The sequence below is a fragment of the Shouchella hunanensis genome, assembly GCF_028735875.1.
In the GTDB taxonomy this organism is placed as follows: Bacteria; Bacillota; Bacilli; order Bacillales; family Bacillaceae_D; genus Shouchella; species Shouchella hunanensis.
Genome location: NZ_CP117834.1, coordinates 1,608,859 through 1,628,040 on the forward strand (window position 1 = coordinate 1,608,859; position 19,182 = coordinate 1,628,040).

Annotated in this window: 9 protein-coding genes, 9 tRNA genes and 5 rRNA genes; all 23 read left to right on the forward strand. The window is 47.4% G+C overall.

What is annotated here, in order from left to right; translation table 11 throughout:
• Positions 1-99: 99 nt before the first annotated feature.
• The 23 genes from cysK (at position 100) to PQ477_RS08265 (ending at position 19,041) form a co-directional block, all read left to right on the forward strand.
• Positions 100-1,038: a cysteine synthase A gene (cysK, locus tag PQ477_RS08155; RefSeq protein ID WP_060705843.1), complete on the forward strand. Its 939-nt coding sequence runs from the start codon at positions 100-102 to the stop codon at positions 1,036-1,038.
• Positions 1,039-1,137: 99 nt separating this feature from the next.
• Positions 1,138-2,580, forward strand: a complete 1,443-nt coding sequence (locus PQ477_RS08160; protein ID WP_432813892.1) for an anthranilate synthase component I family protein — start codon at positions 1,138-1,140, stop codon at positions 2,578-2,580.
• Entirely contained in the window at positions 2,580-3,176 is a 597-nt protein-coding gene (pabA, locus tag PQ477_RS08165) for an aminodeoxychorismate/anthranilate synthase component II (protein ID WP_274273341.1), read from the forward strand. The genes PQ477_RS08160 and pabA overlap by 1 nt, the downstream gene beginning before the upstream one ends.
• Positions 3,161-4,009 carry an aminodeoxychorismate lyase gene (gene pabC / locus PQ477_RS08170; protein ID WP_144557417.1) on the forward strand — a complete coding sequence of 283 codons (849 nt, stop codon included), beginning with the start codon at positions 3,161-3,163 and terminating at the stop codon, positions 4,007-4,009. The genes pabA and pabC overlap by 16 nt, the downstream gene beginning before the upstream one ends.
• Positions 4,002-4,826: a dihydropteroate synthase gene (folP, locus tag PQ477_RS08175; RefSeq protein ID WP_274273342.1), complete on the forward strand. Its 825-nt coding sequence runs from the start codon at positions 4,002-4,004 to the stop codon at positions 4,824-4,826. The genes pabC and folP overlap by 8 nt, the downstream gene beginning before the upstream one ends.
• Positions 4,819-5,184 carry a dihydroneopterin aldolase gene (gene folB, locus PQ477_RS08180; protein ID WP_035395134.1) on the forward strand — a complete coding sequence of 122 codons (366 nt, stop codon included), beginning with the start codon at positions 4,819-4,821 and terminating at the stop codon, positions 5,182-5,184. Before folP ends, folB begins: the two co-directional genes overlap by 8 nt.
• A complete protein-coding gene (gene folK, locus PQ477_RS08185) occupies positions 5,177-5,707 on the forward strand; it encodes a 2-amino-4-hydroxy-6-hydroxymethyldihydropteridine diphosphokinase (RefSeq protein WP_144557419.1) in 531 nt (176 codons plus the stop codon). Before folB ends, folK begins: the two co-directional genes overlap by 8 nt.
• A complete protein-coding gene (locus tag PQ477_RS08190) occupies positions 5,659-5,862 on the forward strand; it encodes a helix-turn-helix domain-containing protein (RefSeq protein ID WP_038486400.1) in 204 nt (67 codons plus the stop codon). Before folK ends, PQ477_RS08190 begins: the two co-directional genes overlap by 49 nt.
• Before the next feature lie 221 nt (positions 5,863-6,083).
• Positions 6,084-7,583: a lysine--tRNA ligase gene (gene lysS, locus PQ477_RS08195; protein WP_144557421.1), complete on the forward strand. Its 1,500-nt coding sequence runs from the start codon at positions 6,084-6,086 to the stop codon at positions 7,581-7,583.
• A gap of 322 nt (positions 7,584-7,905) precedes the next feature.
• Positions 7,906-9,453: ribosomal RNA gene (locus PQ477_RS08200) — 16S ribosomal RNA — on the forward strand.
• A 407-nt stretch (positions 9,454-9,860) separates the two neighbouring features.
• Positions 9,861-12,797 (forward strand): 23S ribosomal RNA (locus PQ477_RS08205).
• A 208-nt stretch (positions 12,798-13,005) separates the two neighbouring features.
• Positions 13,006-13,121 (forward strand): 5S ribosomal RNA (gene rrf, locus PQ477_RS08210).
• Positions 13,122-13,164: 43 nt separating this feature from the next.
• Positions 13,165-13,240 (forward strand) — tRNA-Val (locus tag PQ477_RS08215).
• A 3-nt stretch (positions 13,241-13,243) separates the two neighbouring features.
• Positions 13,244-13,319 (forward strand) — tRNA-Thr (locus PQ477_RS08220).
• A 15-nt stretch (positions 13,320-13,334) separates the two neighbouring features.
• Positions 13,335-13,410: transfer RNA gene (locus PQ477_RS08225), tRNA-Lys, on the forward strand.
• Between the two features lie 7 nt (positions 13,411-13,417).
• Positions 13,418-13,500 (forward strand) — tRNA-Leu (locus PQ477_RS08230).
• A gap of 18 nt (positions 13,501-13,518) precedes the next feature.
• A tRNA-Gly gene (locus PQ477_RS08235) sits at positions 13,519-13,590 on the forward strand.
• A gap of 15 nt (positions 13,591-13,605) precedes the next feature.
• A tRNA-Leu gene (locus PQ477_RS08240) sits at positions 13,606-13,694 on the forward strand.
• A gap of 24 nt (positions 13,695-13,718) precedes the next feature.
• Positions 13,719-13,795 (forward strand) — tRNA-Arg (locus PQ477_RS08245).
• Positions 13,796-13,799: 4 nt separating this feature from the next.
• Positions 13,800-13,876: transfer RNA gene (locus PQ477_RS08250), tRNA-Pro, on the forward strand.
• A 6-nt stretch (positions 13,877-13,882) separates the two neighbouring features.
• Positions 13,883-13,958 (forward strand) — tRNA-Ala (locus PQ477_RS08255).
• A gap of 191 nt (positions 13,959-14,149) precedes the next feature.
• Positions 14,150-15,697, forward strand: a 16S ribosomal RNA gene (locus PQ477_RS08260).
• Between the two features lie 407 nt (positions 15,698-16,104).
• A 23S ribosomal RNA gene (locus tag PQ477_RS08265) occupies positions 16,105-19,041 on the forward strand.
• The 16S, 23S and 5S rRNA genes sit together here with 9 tRNA genes alongside, the layout of an rRNA operon.
• Positions 19,042-19,182 lie beyond the last annotated feature (141 nt).

Here is a 19,182-nt window from a genome sequence, read left to right on the forward strand (position 1 = left end):
CACACTGTTCTTTTTGATTGACTTATCAGAAAATGTCTGCTATTATTTTTGTAAATCGCATAAAAATACTAGGAATTAATCTAGAGGAGGCTTTTCAGTATGACGGTCGTCAACAACATTACTGAATTAATTGGTAATACCCCATTGGTTAAGTTAAATCGTTTAACATCAGAAGAGCATGCAGATGTTTACTTGAAGTTAGAATATCAAAACCCTGGAAGCAGTGTAAAAGACCGAATTGCCCTTGCTATGATTAATGCAGCAGAAGAAGCTGGAGAGTTAAAGCCTGGAACTGTTATTGTCGAGCCAACTAGTGGTAACACAGGAATTGGTCTAGCGATGGTTGCAGCGGCGAAAGGATACAAGACTAAGCTTGTTATGCCGGAAACGATGAGCTTAGAAAGAAGAAACTTATTAAGAGCATACGGTGCAGACCTTGTATTAACACCTGGGCCAGAAGGTATGGGTGGAGCCATTCGTAAGGCAACAGAACTAGCTAGTGAAGATGGCCATTTCATGCCGCAACAATTTGAAAACGGTGCAAACCCTAAAATTCACCGTGAGACAACAGGAAAAGAGTTGTTACAACAAGTAGATGGTCAACTTGACGGTTTTGTGGCTGGTATTGGAACTGGGGGAACGATTACAGGGGCTGGCGGCTTGTTAAAAGAAAACTTCCCACACTTAAAGGTAGTTGCTATTGAACCTCAGGATTCACCGGTTTTATCTGGTGGAAAGCCTGGTCCCCATAAATTGCAGGGAATTGGACCTGGATTTGTTCCTGGTATCTTAAATACAGAAATATATGATGAAGTACTAAAAGTATCAACGGATGAAGCGTTTGAGTATGCAAGAAGAGCAGCAAAAGAAGAGGGGATTTTAGGTGGAATTTCTTCTGGTGCAGCTATTTATGGAGCGCTTCAACTGGCGAAGGAATTAGGTCCAGGTAAAAAAGTGGTTGCGATTATTCCTTCAAATGGAGAGCGTTACCTAAGCACACCGCTGTATCAATTTGAAGAAGAAGAAGCAAAAGCATAATAGGGGATTTTTTACTTCCCGGGAAATAAAAAGAAGCAGGCTCAATAAGAGTCTGCTTTTATTATTGTTGGTAGTTTAGTAAAATGAGTCCATATAGTTATGGACGGGGGAAAGAATGTGTCTGATCGTTTAACAAAGACAATGACGTTGCCAATGCCATCAAATGAATGGTTTGGCGCATTTCGACGACTAACAGAAAAAGAACAACATTATGCTGTATTAGAAAGTGGACGTTCTGGACGATATAGCATTATGGGACTAAAACCAGAAGCCATTATTGAAGGGAAAGATAGAACGTTAACTGTTCAAACAAATGGAACAACGAAAACGTATGACGGGGAATTATTAGAGAGTGTCGAACTCGTTTTAAAATCGTATCAAGTGAATGAACCATTGCTAGGGGAAGGCCCCCCTATTCAAGGGGGAGCGCTAGGCTATATTAGCTATGATTATGTACGCCAAATTGAAACATTAGCGACAAATGCAGTAGACGATTTACAATTGCCCGAAGTGTATTTTATGATCTTCGAAAATGTTTTTGTGTATGACCATGAACAAAAAGTGCTTTGGATTTGTGTGAATGGCAATGATGAAAGGGAATTAGAAAAGCGGTTAATGGATTATGAAACCATTTGGTCCCAGGGAGGGCTACAGCCGACAGAGCATGACCATGACACCTTTGCTGGTTCTGAGGAATCGTCTTCATTGGTTGGCACAATGAGTGAAGAAGAATTTGCAAAAGCGGTTGAGCGAATACAGACGTATATTAGCGAGGGAGATGTCTTCCAAGTAAACCTGTCTGTCCGTCATCATAAACGAAACAACATTCCGCCTATTTACATCTATGAAGCATTAAGAGAGCTTAATCCTTCTCCGTATATGAGCTACATTCATGCTCCAGAACGACAAGTTGTTAGTGCTTCTCCTGAACTACTAGTGAAAAAAAGAAACGGTGAATTGAGTACAAGGCCAATTGCCGGTACACGATCAAGAGGCAAGTCCGAAGCAGAAGATCAACGTCTTAAAGAAGAACTTCTCGCTAACGAAAAAGAAATCGCTGAGCACGTAATGCTTGTGGATTTAGAACGAAACGACCTTGGAAGAGTGAGTGAATATGGGAGTGTTGAAGTAGACGAACTACTAGTAGTGGAAAAATACTCTCACGTCATGCACTTAGTTTCAAATGTTAAAAGCAAGCTTGCGGAAGGTCATTCGTTGTATGACTGTATTCGGGCTGTTTTTCCTGGAGGCACGATTACAGGGGCGCCAAAAGTGAGGACGATGGAAATTATTGAAGAGTTAGAACCTGTAAGAAGAGGTCTATACACAGGTGCGATCGGGTGGATTGGTTTCCATGGTGATATGGAGTTAAATATCGTCATTCGCACGATGATTTGCCAAGGTGATTATGCTTATGTTCAAGCCGGTGCCGGTGTTGTCATTGATTCAAATCCACTAGCCGAGTACAAGGAATCCCTAAAAAAAGCAAAAGCACTGTGGCGTGCTTATGATATTGCTAAAGAAAGGGCGAAAACCGAATAATGATCTTAATGATTGATAACTATGATTCCTTTACGTATAACCTAGTGCAATATTTAGGAGAAATGGGCGAAGAACTAGTTGTTCGACGCAATGATAAAATTGAGATTGAAGAAATTGAAACGGTGCTGAAACCAGAAATGATTATGATTTCGCCAGGCCCTTGTACGCCGAATGAGGCAGGTATTAGCTTGGATGTCATTCGTACGTTTAGTGGAAGGATACCGATATTAGGCGTCTGTCTTGGTCATCAAGCTATTGCACAAGCATTCGGTGGAGTTGTAAAGAAGGCTGATCAGTTCATGCATGGTAAAACCTCTTACATTCAACATGACAAACGAACGTTATTTAAAGAGTTGCATCAGCCACTAAGAGTAACCCGGTATCACTCTCTTATCGTTGAACGGGAAACCCTCCCGTCTTGCTTTGACATAAGTGCAGAGACAGCATCAGGAGAAATTATGGCGATTCGTCATAAAGAGTATGCGTTAGAGGGCGTTCAATTCCATCCGGAAGCGATCCTGACGAGTGAAGGAAAGAGGATGTTGCGTCAATTTGTCGAAACGTATAAAGGTGGGGTTTCGTGTACATTAGTGTAAACGGGCAAATTGTACAGGATACAGAAGCATCTATATCACCCTACGATCATGGTTTTCTTTATGGATTAGGGTTATTTGAAACATTTGCTGTAAGAAATGATGCTATTTTTCTTCTAGATCATCATCTGACACGGCTTAATGTAAGTGTTAAAGAATTAGGGTTTAACTACGTTCTTACAGAAGACGTTGTCTATCGTACTGTTCGCAAGCTTCTTAAGAAAAATGGGTTACAAGAAGCTTATATACGCTGGAATGTGTCAGCTGGTATTCGGGAGATTGGGTTGGCTAACGAGCCATTCCTCGACCCGCAGGAAATTGTATATGTAAAAGTATTACCCCCCTTGCCTGTCGCAGCCAAGCGGTTGGTTTCGTTAAAGCTTAACAGAAATTCAATTGAGGGGATAAGGCGTTATAAATCACATCATTATTTAAACAATGTGTTGGCTAAAAAAGAACTAGGTAATCAACCGAATACAGAAGGGCTTTTTTATACAGCAGAAGGATATGCAGCAGAGGGGATTGTTTCAAATCTGTTTTTTGTGAAAAACGATAGCGTGTATACACCGAGCCTTGAAACGGGTATTTTAAATGGAGTGACTCGGCAATACGTGATAGCGTGGTGCGAACAGAATCAAAAGAGAGTCGAAGAAGGTTTTTACACAAAAGAAGAGATTGCTCAAGCTGACGAAGTATTTTTAACAAATGCTATACAAGGCATTGTGGCTGTTCATACATTTGATCATCAATCGCTACCGAGCAATACGATTACGGAGCAACTAGCAACATCGTACCAATTAGCGATAAAGATGGAAGAGAGGATAGAGAATGAGTAAGCGGCTTGATATGGAAGTAAAGCAAGGATCAAGAACGAAAATAATGGGAATTCTTAACGTAACGCCAGATTCATTTTCTGATGGGGGTAAATTTAATCAGGTCGATGCAGCGATTGATCGAGTAGCTGATATGATTGAAGCAGGCGCTGATTTAATTGATATTGGCGGTGAATCAACCCGTCCTGGATACACGCCAGTCTCTGTAGAAGAAGAAATTGAACGGACCAGTCCGGTGATCGAAAAATTAGTTGAGCGCTTTGAGGTTCCCATTTCCATTGATACGTTTAAAGCAAAAACAGCAGAAGCGGCATTAAAAGCAGGGGCTTCTATAATTAATGATGTTTGGGGTGCAAAGGCGGATCCGCAAATGGCTCGTATAGCTGTTGAATACGAAGTACCCATTATTTTGATGCATAATCGGGATCAAACTCCGTACGGGGTGTTTATGAATGATGTGTTAGCCGATTTATCACAAAGTATATCTATTTGTACAAATGCTGGTGTAAAAGCCGAACACATTTGGCTAGATCCAGGTGTTGGTTTTGCGAAAACATATGAACAGAACTTAGAAGTGATGCGGGAGCTAAACCAAATTGTTGATTTAGGGTTCCCTGTTTTACTTGGTACGTCCAGGAAATCATTCATTGCTAAAACGCTGCAGTTGCCTGTCGATGAAAGAGTAGAAGGTACTGGCGCAACCGTTTGTTTAGGCATAACGAAAGGCGTGAGTGTTGTGCGCGTTCACGATGTAAAAGAGATGAAGCGAATGGCTCTGATGATGGATACCATGCTACAAAGGAGCGATGAAGTTGGATAAAATCTATATGAATCAACTTTCTTTTTACGGTTATCACGGGGTGTTCACTGAAGAAAATACATTAGGACAACGATTTTTAGTTGATTTAATCCTCGAATTGGACTTAGAAAAGGCTGCAGCCGATGATGAGTTAGAAGAATCGGTTGATTATGGAGAAATCTATAAAAGCGTTAAGAAAATTGTTGAAGGAAAGCCAGTTAAACTCGTGGAAACAATTGCAAAAGCAATCTGTGATGAACTCCTTGAGTCCTATGAAAAAGTATTTGCGTGTACGGTTAAAGTAATTAAGCCAGATCCGCCTATACCTGGTCACTATCAGTCAGTGGCAGTGGAATTAAGAAGAGGTCGAAATGAGTAATCAAGTATTTATTGCACTCGGATCTAATTTAGGAAATCGGGAACAGAACTTAATGTCTGCGGTTGAACGACTGCAAGCTGATGAAAGCATTCAAGTTGTTCGAGCCTCCTCAATATATGAAACCGATCCCGTCGGGTACGAAGAGCAAGGTCCGTTTTTAAACATGGTAATTGAGGCGGCAACCGTTTATCATCCGCTTGAGCTGTTGGAAATGACGCAAGAAATTGAACTCGTATTGGGTCGAGAGAGAGAGATACTGAATGGACCAAGAACAGTGGATCTTGATCTTTTACTATATGAAGATGTAAGACTGGATGTAGATGGTTTGCAAATTCCACATCCAAGAATGTGGGATCGTGCGTTCGTGTTAGTTCCTCTAGCTGAAATTGCACCTAAGATAAAAAGCGAAAAAAGCGGTTTACCTCTAAGTAAAGTCATAAACAAGCAGTTTAATGATAAAGAGGGTGTGAGATGGTGGAAGCAATGGAATGGGGTAGGAACATACGAGCCTATCGAAAGTTAAAAGGATATACACAGCAGGATTTTGCAAAAGAAATCCATGTATCTGTTTCTTTACTAGGAGAGATTGAACGTGGTATTCGAAACCCTGATGATGAATTAATAAATCGAATTTGTACAAGCTTAGATGTTACAAAAGAGGATATGATGCAGCTCTGAAATGGGCAGATGGTACGTGTGAAGCATAGAGTGTCTCTAAAATGAAAGATTGAGTTGTCTCCATAAGTGACGGTGCTAACTGATTCAATTTTTAACGAGGATGAACTAGCAAAGGCGCTAGCTTTATAGTACACTTCTAAATAACTTGATGAATAAGGGGTTTGATTGACAGATCTGTTAATCTGCCCTTTTTCGATGAAAGAGAACAGGGGTTGAGAGTGTTGACGGAAGAATTAGAGCTACATGATTTATTGGCTGTACGAAAAGACAAGCTAAATCAGTTATATGAACAAGGTGTTGATCCATTTGGTGGAAAGTTTAATCGTACTCATACATCACAGCAAGTGATCGACCAATTTGATGCGTATACAAAAGAAGAGCTAGAAGATAAAGAAGAAAAGGTCGTGTTAGCTGGTCGATTAATGACAAAGCGCGGCAAAGGAAAAGCTGGATTTGCGCACATTCAAGATTTAACTGGACAAATTCAAATGTATGTTCGCCAAGATGCAGTTGGCGAAGCCTCCTATGATTTATTTAAGTCTCTTGATATTGGAGATATGGTTGGGATTGTTGGGGGTCCTTTTAAAACAAAAGTGGGCGAGATGTCCGTAAAAGTGACAGAACTGACGTTATTAGGGAAGTCATTACGTCCTTTACCGGATAAATATCATGGCTTAAAAGATGTGGAGCAACGTTACCGTCAGCGTTATCTTGACCTTATTACAAGTCCAGACTCACGAAAAACATTTATAACTCGTAGTAAGATTATTCAAGTGATGCGTCGCTATCTTGACGATCAAGGTTTCTTAGAGGTCGAGACACCGATGATGCACAGCATTCCAGGTGGAGCGTCTGCACGTCCATTTGTGACACATCATAACACGTTAGATATGGAACTTTATATGAGAATTGCCATTGAGCTTCATTTAAAGCGTCTAATCGTCGGTGGATTGGAAAAAGTATATGAAATTGGCCGTGTATTTAGAAATGAGGGAGTATCAACCCGTCATAATCCTGAATTCACAATGATTGAACTATATGAAGCTTATGCAGATTACAAAGACATCATGGCGTTAACAGAAGGGGTTATTGCACATATTGCAAAAGAAGTGCTTGGTACAACGACGGTTCCTTATGGTGACTATGAAGTAAACCTTGCTCCTGGTTGGACACGTATTCATATGGTAGATGCCATTAAAGAAAAAACAGGTGTCGATTTTTGGCAAGAGATGAGTGATGAAGAAGCACGCGCCTTTGCAAAAGAACATGGTGTCCCTGTTAAAGAAACAATGAGCTTTGGGCATGTCGTAAACGAATTCTTTGAACACTTTGTTGAAGAGTCTCTTATTCAGCCAACATTTGTTTATGGACACCCGCTTGCGATTTCGCCTTTAGCGAAAAAGAATGAGGAAGATCCGCGTTTTACTGATCGTTTTGAGTTATTCATTGTTGGTCGTGAACACGCAAATGCATTTTCTGAGTTAAATGATCCAATTGATCAGCGTAAACGTTTTGAAGCTCAGTTAGTAGAAAGAGAGCAAGGAGACGATGAGGCGCACATGATGGATGAAGACTTCGTGGAAGCGCTGGAGTATGGTATGCCGCCAACAGGTGGTCTAGGAATCGGGATAGACCGATTAGTTATGCTCTTGACGAATGCTCCATCAATACGTGATGTCCTATTGTTTCCGCAAATGAGAAACAGAGAACAAGGAGAATAAACGCAATGTTCCTGCTGCTGTTCTTGCTCTAAAAGAGCAGCAGATCTTTTTTATAAAAAAACTTTTAAAAAAGCCTTGCGCATTTTTTGGTATGGTGGTATATTATTTCTTGTCGCCGCGATAGATACAGGCGGCACGAAAGAAATCAAGAAAAACATGATTGACTTTCGGGATAGCTTCTGATAAGATATAAAAGTTGCTAAAACACATAAAGAGTTCTTTGAAAACTGAACAAAAGCCAAGCGTAAAAAGAGATACAAGGTATCTCGTCAATGAAGTTAGACACAGCTTTAAAATGTGCAAATGAGCAAGTCAAACACTTTTAACGGAGAGTTTGATCCTGGCTCAGGACGAACGCTGGCGGCGTGCCTAATACATGCAAGTCGAGCGGACAGAAGGGAGCTTGCTCCCGGAAGTCAGCGGCGGACGGGTGAGTAACACGTAGGTAACCTGCCCCTTAGACTGGGATAACTCCGGGAAACCGGAGCTAATACGGGATAATAGAGAGAATCACCTGATTCTCTTTTGAAAGACGGTTTCGGCTGTCACTAAGGGATGGGCCTGCGGCGCATTAGCTAGTTGGTAAGGTAACGGCTTACCAAGGCGACGATGCGTAGCCGACCTGAGAGGGTGATCGGCCACACTGGGACTGAGACACGGCCCAGACTCCTACGGGAGGCAGCAGTAGGGAATCTTCCGCAATGGACGAAAGTCTGACGGAGCAACGCCGCGTGAGTGAGGAAGGCCTTCGGGTCGTAAAGCTCTGTTGTGAGGGAAGAACAAGTACCGGCGTAACTACCGGTACCTTGACGGTACCTCACCAGAAAGCCACGGCTAACTACGTGCCAGCAGCCGCGGTAATACGTAGGTGGCAAGCGTTGTCCGGAATTATTGGGCGTAAAGCGCGCGCAGGCGGCTTCTTAAGTCTGATGTGAAATCTCGGGGCTCAACCCCGAGCGGCCATTGGAAACTGGGAAGCTTGAGTGCAGAAGAGGAGAGTGGAATTCCACGTGTAGCGGTGAAATGCGTAGATATGTGGAGGAACACCAGTGGCGAAGGCGACTCTCTGGTCTGTAACTGACGCTGAGGCGCGAAAGCGTGGGGAGCAAACAGGATTAGATACCCTGGTAGTCCACGCCGTAAACGATGAGTGCTAGGTGTTAGGGGTTTCGATGCCCGTAGTGCCGAAGTAAACACATTAAGCACTCCGCCTGGGGAGTACGGCCGCAAGGCTGAAACTCAAAGGAATTGACGGGGACCCGCACAAGCAGTGGAGCATGTGGTTTAATTCGAAGCAACGCGAAGAACCTTACCAGGTCTTGACATCCTTTGACCACTCTGGAGACAGAGCTTCCCCTTCGGGGGCAAAGTGACAGGTGGTGCATGGTTGTCGTCAGCTCGTGTCGTGAGATGTTGGGTTAAGTCCCGCAACGAGCGCAACCCTTGATCTTAGTTGCCAGCATTTAGTTGGGCACTCTAAGGTGACTGCCGGTGACAAACCGGAGGAAGGTGGGGACGACGTCAAATCATCATGCCCCTTATGACCTGGGCTACACACGTGCTACAATGGATGGTACAAAGGGCAGCGAAACCGCGAGGTGGAGCCAATCCCATAAAGCCATTCTCAGTTCGGATTGTAGGCTGCAACTCGCCTACATGAAGCCGGAATTGCTAGTAATCGCGGATCAGCATGCCGCGGTGAATACGTTCCCGGGTCTTGTACACACCGCCCGTCACACCACGAGAGTTTGTAACACCCGAAGTCGGTGAGGTAACCTTTTGGAGCCAGCCGCCTAAGGTGGGACAAATGATTGGGGTGAAGTCGTAACAAGGTAGCCGTATCGGAAGGTGCGGCTGGATCACCTCCTTTCTATGGAGTTTTTACTCTAGTCGATGTATGACCTCGGGTCATATAGCGCTTTGGATCTTTTGTTCAGTTTTGGAAGAATTCCTCTTCCAATTGAAAATGCGAAGGTAATGGATACCACGCTTAGAACGCCACGTCCTGTGGCAACGCCTGGTACCTACATCCTGTAGGCATGGTTCTTTGAAAACTAAATCATAATCAATCAACTCAAATTAGTTTTGTTCATCGGTGTTACAACTGTTTGAACGAGACGTCAAGAATTCATAAACCTTTTAGGTTAACTGTTTTACAAAGAGACCCAAGTAGATCAAGGATGGGAAATGCTTGATGGAAGGAGCGTAGTTCGCTACGTAACTGACAGAAAGACAGGAACCAGACGAAGAGATACGAAGGGAATCTGAAGTAAAAATGGATAAGTTAGAAAGGGCGCACGGTGAATGCCTTGGCACTAGGAGCCGATGAAGGACGCGACGAACAGCGATATGCTTCGGGGAGCTGTAAGTAAGCTTTGATCCGGAGATTTCCGAATGGGGGAACCCACCATCCGTAATGGGATGGTACTCCTGCCTGAACACATAGGGCAGGGTGAGGCAGACCCGGGGAACTGAAACATCTAAGTACCCGGAGGAAGAGAAAGCAAATGCGATTTCCTGAGTAGCGGCGAGCGAAACGGAATCAGCCCAAACCAAGAGGCTTGCCTCTTGGGGTTGTAGGACACTCTATACGGAGTTACAAAGAAACGGAGTAGGTGAATTGTCTGGAAAGACAAGCCGAAGAAGGTAACAGCCCTGTAGCTGAAACTTCGTTTCCTCCAGAGTGGATCCTGAGTACGGCGGGACACGTGAAACCCCGTCGGAATCCGGGAGGACCATCTCCCAAGGCTAAATACTCCCTAGTGACCGATAGTGAACCAGTACCGTGAGGGAAAGGTGAAAAGCACCCCGGAAGGGGAGTGAAAGAGATCCTGAAACCGTGTGCCTACAACTAGTCAGAGCCCGTTAATGGGTGATGGCGTGCCTTTTGTAGAATGAACCGGCGAGTTACGATAACGTGCAAGGTTAAGCTGATGAGGCGGAGCCGTAGCGAAAGCGAGTCTGAATAGGGCGAGTAAGTACGTTGTCGTAGACCCGAAACCGGGTGATCTACCCATGTCCAGGGTGAAGGTCGGGTAACACCGACTGGAGGCCCGAACCCACGCATGTTGAAAAATGCGGGGATGAGGTGTGGGTAGGGGTGAAATGCCAATCGAACTCGGAAATAGCTGGTTCTCCCCGAAATAGCTTTAGGGCTAGCCTCGAGTGATGAGTTTTGGAGGTAGAGCACTGATTGGACGAGGGGTCCCCACAGGATTACCGAATTCAGTCAAACTCCGAATGCCAAAAACTTTAACTCGGGAGTCAGACTGCGAGTGCTAAGATCCGTAGTCAAGAGGGAAACAGCCCAGACCATCAGCTAAGGTCCCCAAGTATACGTTAAGTGGAAAAGGATGTGGAGTTGCTTAGACAACCAGGATGTTGGCTTAGAAGCAGCCATCATTGAAAGAGTGCGTAATAGCTCACTGGTCGAGTGACTCTGCGCCGAAAATGTACCGGGGCTAAACGTATCACCGAAGCTATGGCAATCCCAGTAGGGATTGGGTAGGGGAGCGTTCCAAGGACTGTGAAGCTAGATCGTGAGGACTAGTGGAGTGCTTGGAAGTGAGAATGCCGGTATGAGTAGCGAAAAGAGGGGTGAGAATCCCCTCCGTCGAAAGCCCAAGGTTTCCTGAGGAAGGCTCGTCCGCTCAGGGTTAGTCGGGACCTAAGCCGAGGCCGAAAGGCGTAGGCGATGGACAACAGGTTGATATTCCTGTACCACCTCGTATTTGTTTGAACGATGGGGGGACGCAGAAAGGTAGGGTGAGCGCGCCGCTGGCTGTGCGCGTCGAAGCATGCAAGGCTGGAACATAGGCAAATCCGTGTTCCGTGAAGGCTGAGCTGTGACCGTGAAGGACCCAAGGGTCCGAAATCCCTGATCCTCCGCTGCCGAGAAAAGCCTCTAGTTAGAATACAGGTGCCCGTACCGCAAACCGACACAGGTAGGCGAGAAGAGAATTCTAAGACGCTCGGGAGAACTCTCGTTAAGGAACTCGGCAAAATGACCCCGTAACTTCGGGAGAAGGGGTGCTCTATTAGGGTGTTAAAGCCCGAGAGAGCCGCAGTGAATAGATCCAAGCGACTGTTTAGCAAAAACACAGGTCTCTGCGAAGCCGTAAGGCGAAGTATAGGGGCTGACACCTGCCCGGTGCTGGAAGGTTAAGAGGAGGGGTTATCCCGTAAGGGAGAAGCTCTGAATTGAAGCCCCAGTAAACGGCGGCCGTAACTATAACGGTCCTAAGGTAGCGAAATTCCTTGTCGGGTAAGTTCCGACCCGCACGAATGGTGCAACGACTTGGATACTGTCTCAACGAGAGACCCGGTGAAATTATAGTACCTGTGAAGATGCAGGTTACCCGCGACAGGACGGAAAGACCCCATGGAGCTTTACTGTAGCTTGATAGTGAGTGTTGGTACCATTTGTACAGGATAGGTAGGAGCCTTGGAAGCCGGAGCGCTAGCTTCGGTGGAGGCGTCGGTGGGATACTACCCTGATGGTGCTGACATTCTAACCTCGACCCGTGATCCGGGTCAGGGACATTGTCAGGTGGGCAGTTTGACTGGGGCGGTCGCCTCCTAAACAGTAACGGAGGCGCCCAAAGGTTCCCTCAGAATGGTTGGAAATCATTCGTAGAGTGCAAAGGCATAAGGGAGCTTGACTGCGAGACCTACAAGTCGAGCAGGGACGAAAGTCGGGCTTAGTGATCCGGCGGTGCCGTATGGAAGGGCCGTCGCTCAACGGATAAAAGCTACCCTGGGGATAACAGGCTTATCTCCCCCAAGAGTCCACATCGACGGGGAGGTTTGGCACCTCGATGTCGGCTCGTCGCATCCTGGGGCTGAAGTAGGTCCCAAGGGTTGGGCTGTTCGCCCATTAAAGCGGCACGCGAGCTGGGTTCAGAACGTCGTGAGACAGTTCGGTCCCTATCCGTCGCGGGCGTAGGAAATTTGAGAGGAGCTGTCCTTAGTACGAGAGGACCGGGATGGACATACCGCTGGTGTACCAGTTGTTCCGCCAGGAGCATCGCTGGGTAGCTACGTATGGACGGGATAAGTGCTGAAAGCATCTAAGCATGAAGCCCCCCTCAAGATGAGATTTCCCATGGCGTAAGCCAGTAAGACCCCTTAGAGATGATGAGGTTGATAGGTCAGAAGTGGAAGTGTGGCGACACATGGAGCGGACTGATACTAATCGGTCGAGGGCTTATCCTAAATTTCTTGAGTTTGAGTAGATGATTTGATTTAGTTTTGAAAGAATCACCGATTCTTTTAACAAGAAGGATTTCATTCCTTTGACAAAGAGCAACAAGAAGATCGAGGACTAGAAGTGCTTGAAGGAAGGAGCGTACTTGCGTACGTGACTGACAGAAAGACACAAATAGGACGAAGAGATTCGCCGTTGATCTGACGTCAAAATAAGTCTGGTGGCAATAGCAAAGAGGTCACACCCGTTCCCATGCCGAACACGGTCGTTAAGCTCTTTTGCGCCGATGGTAGTTGGGGGCTTCCCCCTGTGAGAGTAGGACGTTGCCAGGCTTACATATATTTCTTTTGTTAGTTGAAAACACAATAATAAGTTGGAGGATTAGCTCAGCTGGGAGAGCACCTGCCTTACAAGCAGGGGGTCGGCGGTTCGATCCCGTCATCCTCCACCATATGCCGGTCTAGCTCAATTGGTAGAGCAACTGACTTGTAATCAGTAGGTTGGGGGTTCAAGTCCTCTGGCCGGCACCATAGTTCTCGAAGTCAGAGCCATTAGCTCAGTTGGTAGAGCATCTGACTTTTAATCAGAGGGTCGAAGGTTCGAATCCTTCATGGCTCACCATAAAATTGCGGGTGTGGCGGAATTGGCAGACGCGCTAGACTTAGGATCTAGTGTCTTTATGACGTGGGGGTTCAAGTCCCTTCACCCGCATTCACAATGTTAAATTGTGCGGAAGTAGTTCAGTGGTAGAACACCACCTTGCCAAGGTGGGGGTCGCGAGTTCGAATCTCGTCTTCCGCTTTTGCCAATATTTTTGCCGGGGTGGTGGAATTGGCAGACACACAGGACTTAAAATCCTGCGGTTGGTGACAACCGTGCCGGTTCAAGTCCGGCCCTCGGCACCATTTATTCAATTTCATAGTTAAAAAGCGCCCGTAGCTCAATTGGATAGAGCGTCTGACTACGGATCAGAAGGTTAGGGGTTCGACTCCTCTCGGGCGCGCCATTTTCGGGAAGTAGCTCAGCTTGGTAGAGCACTTGGTTTGGGACCAAGGGGTCGCAGGTTCAAATCCTGTCTTCCCGACCATGAAATGGGGCCTTAGCTCAGCTGGGAGAGCGCCTGCTTTGCACGCAGGAGGTCAGCGGTTCGATCCCGCTAGGCTCCACCAAAAAAGTTTAAAAAAAGCTTTGACATTCTAAGTAATGTCGTGTAGAGTACTAAGAGTCGCCAAGAGAGATCGAGGCGCAAACGAGTTCTTTGAAAACTGAACAAAAGCCAAGCGTAAAAAGAGATACAAGGTATCTCGTCAATGAAGTTAGACACAGCTTTAAAATGTGCAAATGAGCAAGTCAAACACTTTTAACGGAGAGTTTGATCCTGGCTCAGGACGAACGCTGGCGGCGTGCCTAATACATGCAAGTCGAGCGGACAGAAGGGAGCTTGCTCCCGGAAGTCAGCGGCGGACGGGTGAGTAACACGTAGGTAACCTGCCCCTTAGACTGGGATAACTCCGGGAAACCGGAGCTAATACGGGATAATAGAGAGAATCACCTGATTCTCTTTTGAAAGACGGTTTCGGCTGTCACTAAGGGATGGGCCTGCGGCGCATTAGCTAGTTGGTAAGGTAACGGCTTACCAAGGCGACGATGCGTAGCCGACCTGAGAGGGTGATCGGCCACACTGGGACTGAGACACGGCCCAGACTCCTACGGGAGGCAGCAGTAGGGAATCTTCCGCAATGGACGAAAGTCTGACGGAGCAACGCCGCGTGAGTGAGGAAGGCCTTCGGGTCGTAAAGCTCTGTTGTGAGGGAAGAACAAGTACCGGCGTAACTACCGGTACCTTGACGGTACCTCACCAGAAAGCCACGGCTAACTACGTGCCAGCAGCCGCGGTAATACGTAGGTGGCAAGCGTTGTCCGGAATTATTGGGCGTAAAGCGCGCGCAGGCGGCTTCTTAAGTCTGATGTGAAATCTCGGGGCTCAACCCCGAGCGGCCATTGGAAACTGGGAAGCTTGAGTGCAGAAGAGGAGAGTGGAATTCCACGTGTAGCGGTGAAATGCGTAGATATGTGGAGGAACACCAGTGGCGAAGGCGACTCTCTGGTCTGTAACTGACGCTGAGGCGCGAAAGCGTGGGGAGCAAACAGGATTAGATACCCTGGTAGTCCACGCCGTAAACGATGAGTGCTAGGTGTTAGGGGTTTCGATGCCCGTAGTGCCGAAGTAAACACATTAAGCACTCCGCCTGGGGAGTACGGCCGCAAGGCTGAAACTCAAAGGAATTGACGGGGACCCGCACAAGCAGTGGAGCATGTGGTTTAATTCGAAGCAACGCGAAGAACCTTACCAGGTCTTGACATCCTTTGACCACTCTGGAGACAGAGCTTCCCCTTCGGGGGCAAAGTGACAGGTGGTGCATGGTTGTCGTCAGCTCGTGTCGTGAGATGTTGGGTTAAGTCCCGCAACGAGCGCAACCCTTGATCTTAGTTGCCAGCATTTAGTTGGGCACTCTAAGGTGACTGCCGGTGACAAACCGGAGGAAGGTGGGGACGACGTCAAATCATCATGCCCCTTATGACCTGGGCTACACACGTGCTACAATGGATGGTACAAAGGGCAGCGAAACCGCGAGGTGGAGCCAATCCCATAAAGCCATTCTCAGTTCGGATTGTAGGCTGCAACTCGCCTACATGAAGCCGGAATTGCTAGTAATCGCGGATCAGCATGCCGCGGTGAATACGTTCCCGGGTCTTGTACACACCGCCCGTCACACCACGAGAGTTTGTAACACCCGAAGTCGGTGAGGTAACCTTTTGGAGCCAGCCGCCTAAGGTGGGACAAATGATTGGGGTGAAGTCGTAACAAGGTAGCCGTATCGGAAGGTGCGGCTGGATCACCTCCTTTCTATGGAGTTTTTACTCTAGTCGATGTATGACCTCGGGTCATATAGCGCTTTGGATCTTTTGTTCAGTTTTGGAAGAATTCCTCTTCCAATTGAAAATGCGAAGGTAATGGATACCACGCTTAGAACGCCACGTCCTGTGGCAACGCCTGGTACCTACATCCTGTAGGCATGGTTCTTTGAAAACTAAATCATAATCAATCAACTCAAATTAGTTTTGTTCATCGGTGTTACAACTGTTTGAACGAGACGTCAAGAATTCATAAACCTTTTAGGTTAACTGTTTTACAAAGAGACCCAAGTAGATCAAGGATGGGAAATGCTTGATGGAAGGAGCGTAGTTCGCTACGTAACTGACAGAAAGACAGGAACCAGACGAAGAGATACGAAGGGAATCTGAAGTAAAAATGGATAAGTTAGAAAGGGCGCACGGTGAATGCCTTGGCACTAGGAGCCGATGAAGGACGCGACGAACAGCGATATGCTTCGGGGAGCTGTAAGTAAGCTTTGATCCGGAGATTTCCGAATGGGGGAACCCACCATCCGTAATGGGATGGTACTCCTGCCTGAACACATAGGGCAGGGTGAGGCAGACCCGGGGAACTGAAACATCTAAGTACCCGGAGGAAGAGAAAGCAAATGCGATTTCCTGAGTAGCGGCGAGCGAAACGGAATCAGCCCAAACCAAGAGGCTTGCCTCTTGGGGTTGTAGGACACTCTATACGGAGTTACAAAGAAACGGAGTAGGTGAATTGTCTGGAAAGACAAGCCGAAGAAGGTAACAGCCCTGTAGCTGAAACTTCGTTTCCTCCAGAGTGGATCCTGAGTACGGCGGGACACGTGAAACCCCGTCGGAATCCGGGAGGACCATCTCCCAAGGCTAAATACTCCCTAGTGACCGATAGTGAACCAGTACCGTGAGGGAAAGGTGAAAAGCACCCCGGAAGGGGAGTGAAAGAGATCCTGAAACCGTGTGCCTACAACTAGTCAGAGCCCGTTAATGGGTGATGGCGTGCCTTTTGTAGAATGAACCGGCGAGTTACGATAACGTGCAAGGTTAAGCTGATGAGGCGGAGCCGTAGCGAAAGCGAGTCTGAATAGGGCGAGTAAGTACGTTGTCGTAGACCCGAAACCGGGTGATCTACCCATGTCCAGGGTGAAGGTCGGGTAACACCGACTGGAGGCCCGAACCCACGCATGTTGAAAAATGCGGGGATGAGGTGTGGGTAGGGGTGAAATGCCAATCGAACTCGGAAATAGCTGGTTCTCCCCGAAATAGCTTTAGGGCTAGCCTCGAGTGATGAGTTTTGGAGGTAGAGCACTGATTGGACGAGGGGTCCCCACAGGATTACCGAATTCAGTCAAACTCCGAATGCCAAAAACTTTAACTCGGGAGTCAGACTGCGAGTGCTAAGATCCGTAGTCAAGAGGGAAACAGCCCAGACCATCAGCTAAGGTCCCCAAGTATACGTTAAGTGGAAAAGGATGTGGAGTTGCTTAGACAACCAGGATGTTGGCTTAGAAGCAGCCATCATTGAAAGAGTGCGTAATAGCTCACTGGTCGAGTGACTCTGCGCCGAAAATGTACCGGGGCTAAACGTATCACCGAAGCTATGGCAATCCCAGTAGGGATTGGGTAGGGGAGCGTTCCAAGGACTGTGAAGCTAGATCGTGAGGACTAGTGGAGTGCTTGGAAGTGAGAATGCCGGTATGAGTAGCGAAAAGAGGGGTGAGAATCCCCTCCGTCGAAAGCCCAAGGTTTCCTGAGGAAGGCTCGTCCGCTCAGGGTTAGTCGGGACCTAAGCCGAGGCCGAAAGGCGTAGGCGATGGACAACAGGTTGATATTCCTGTACCACCTCGTATTTGTTTGAACGATGGGGGGACGCAGAAAGGTAGGGTGAGCGCGCCGCTGGCTGTGCGCGTCGAAGCATGCAAGGCTGGAACATAGGCAAATCCGTGTTCCGTGAAGGCTGAGCTGTGACCGTGAAGGACCCAAGGGTCCGAAATCCCTGATCCTCCGCTGCCGAGAAAAGCCTCTAGTTAGAATACAGGTGCCCGTACCGCAAACCGACACAGGTAGGCGAGAAGAGAATTCTAAGACGCTCGGGAGAACTCTCGTTAAGGAACTCGGCAAAATGACCCCGTAACTTCGGGAGAAGGGGTGCTCTATTAGGGTGTTAAAGCCCGAGAGAGCCGCAGTGAATAGATCCAAGCGACTGTTTAGCAAAAACACAGGTCTCTGCGAAGCCGTAAGGCGAAGTATAGGGGCTGACACCTGCCCGGTGCTGGAAGGTTAAGAGGAGGGGTTATCCCGTAAGGGAGAAGCTCTGAATTGAAGCCCCAGTAAACGGCGGCCGTAACTATAACGGTCCTAAGGTAGCGAAATTCCTTGTCGGGTAAGTTCCGACCCGCACGAATGGTGCAACGACTTGGATACTGTCTCAACGAGAGACCCGGTGAAATTATAGTACCTGTGAAGATGCAGGTTACCCGCGACAGGACGGAAAGACCCCATGGAGCTTTACTGTAGCTTGATAGTGAGTGTTGGTACCATTTGTACAGGATAGGTAGGAGCCTTGGAAGCCGGAGCGCTAGCTTCGGTGGAGGCGTCGGTGGGATACTACCCTGATGGTGCTGACATTCTAACCTCGACCCGTGATCCGGGTCAGGGACATTGTCAGGTGGGCAGTTTGACTGGGGCGGTCGCCTCCTAAACAGTAACGGAGGCGCCCAAAGGTTCCCTCAGAATGGTTGGAAATCATTCGTAGAGTGCAAAGGCATAAGGGAGCTTGACTGCGAGACCTACAAGTCGAGCAGGGACGAAAGTCGGGCTTAGTGATCCGGCGGTGCCGTATGGAAGGGCCGTCGCTCAACGGATAAAAGCTACCCTGGGGATAACAGGCTTATCTCCCCCAAGAGTCCACATCGACGGGGAGGTTTGGCACCTCGATGTCGGCTCGTCGCATCCTGGGGCTGAAGTAGGTCCCAAGGGTTGGGCTGTTCGCCCATTAAAGCGGCACGCGAGCTGGGTTCAGAACGTCGTGAGACAGTTCGGTCCCTATCCGTCGCGGGCGTAGGAAATTTGAGAGGAGCTGTCCTTAGTACGAGAGGACCGGGATGGACATACCGCTGGTGTACCAGTTGTTCCGCCAGGAGCATCGCTGGGTAGCTACGTATGGACGGGATAAGTGCTGAAAGCATCTAAGCATGAAGCCCCCCTCAAGATGAGATTTCCCATGGCGTAAGCCAGTAAGACCCCTTAGAGATGATGAGGTTGATAGGTCAGAAGTGGAAGTGTGGCGACACATGGAGCGGACTGATACTAATCGGTCGAGGGCTTATCCTAAATTTCTTGAGTTTGAGTAGATGATTTGATTTAGTTTTGAAAGAATCACCGATTCTTTTAACAAGAAGGATTTCATTCCTTTGACAAAGAGCAACAAGAAGATCGAGGACTAGAAGTGCTTGAAGGAAGGAGCGTACTTGC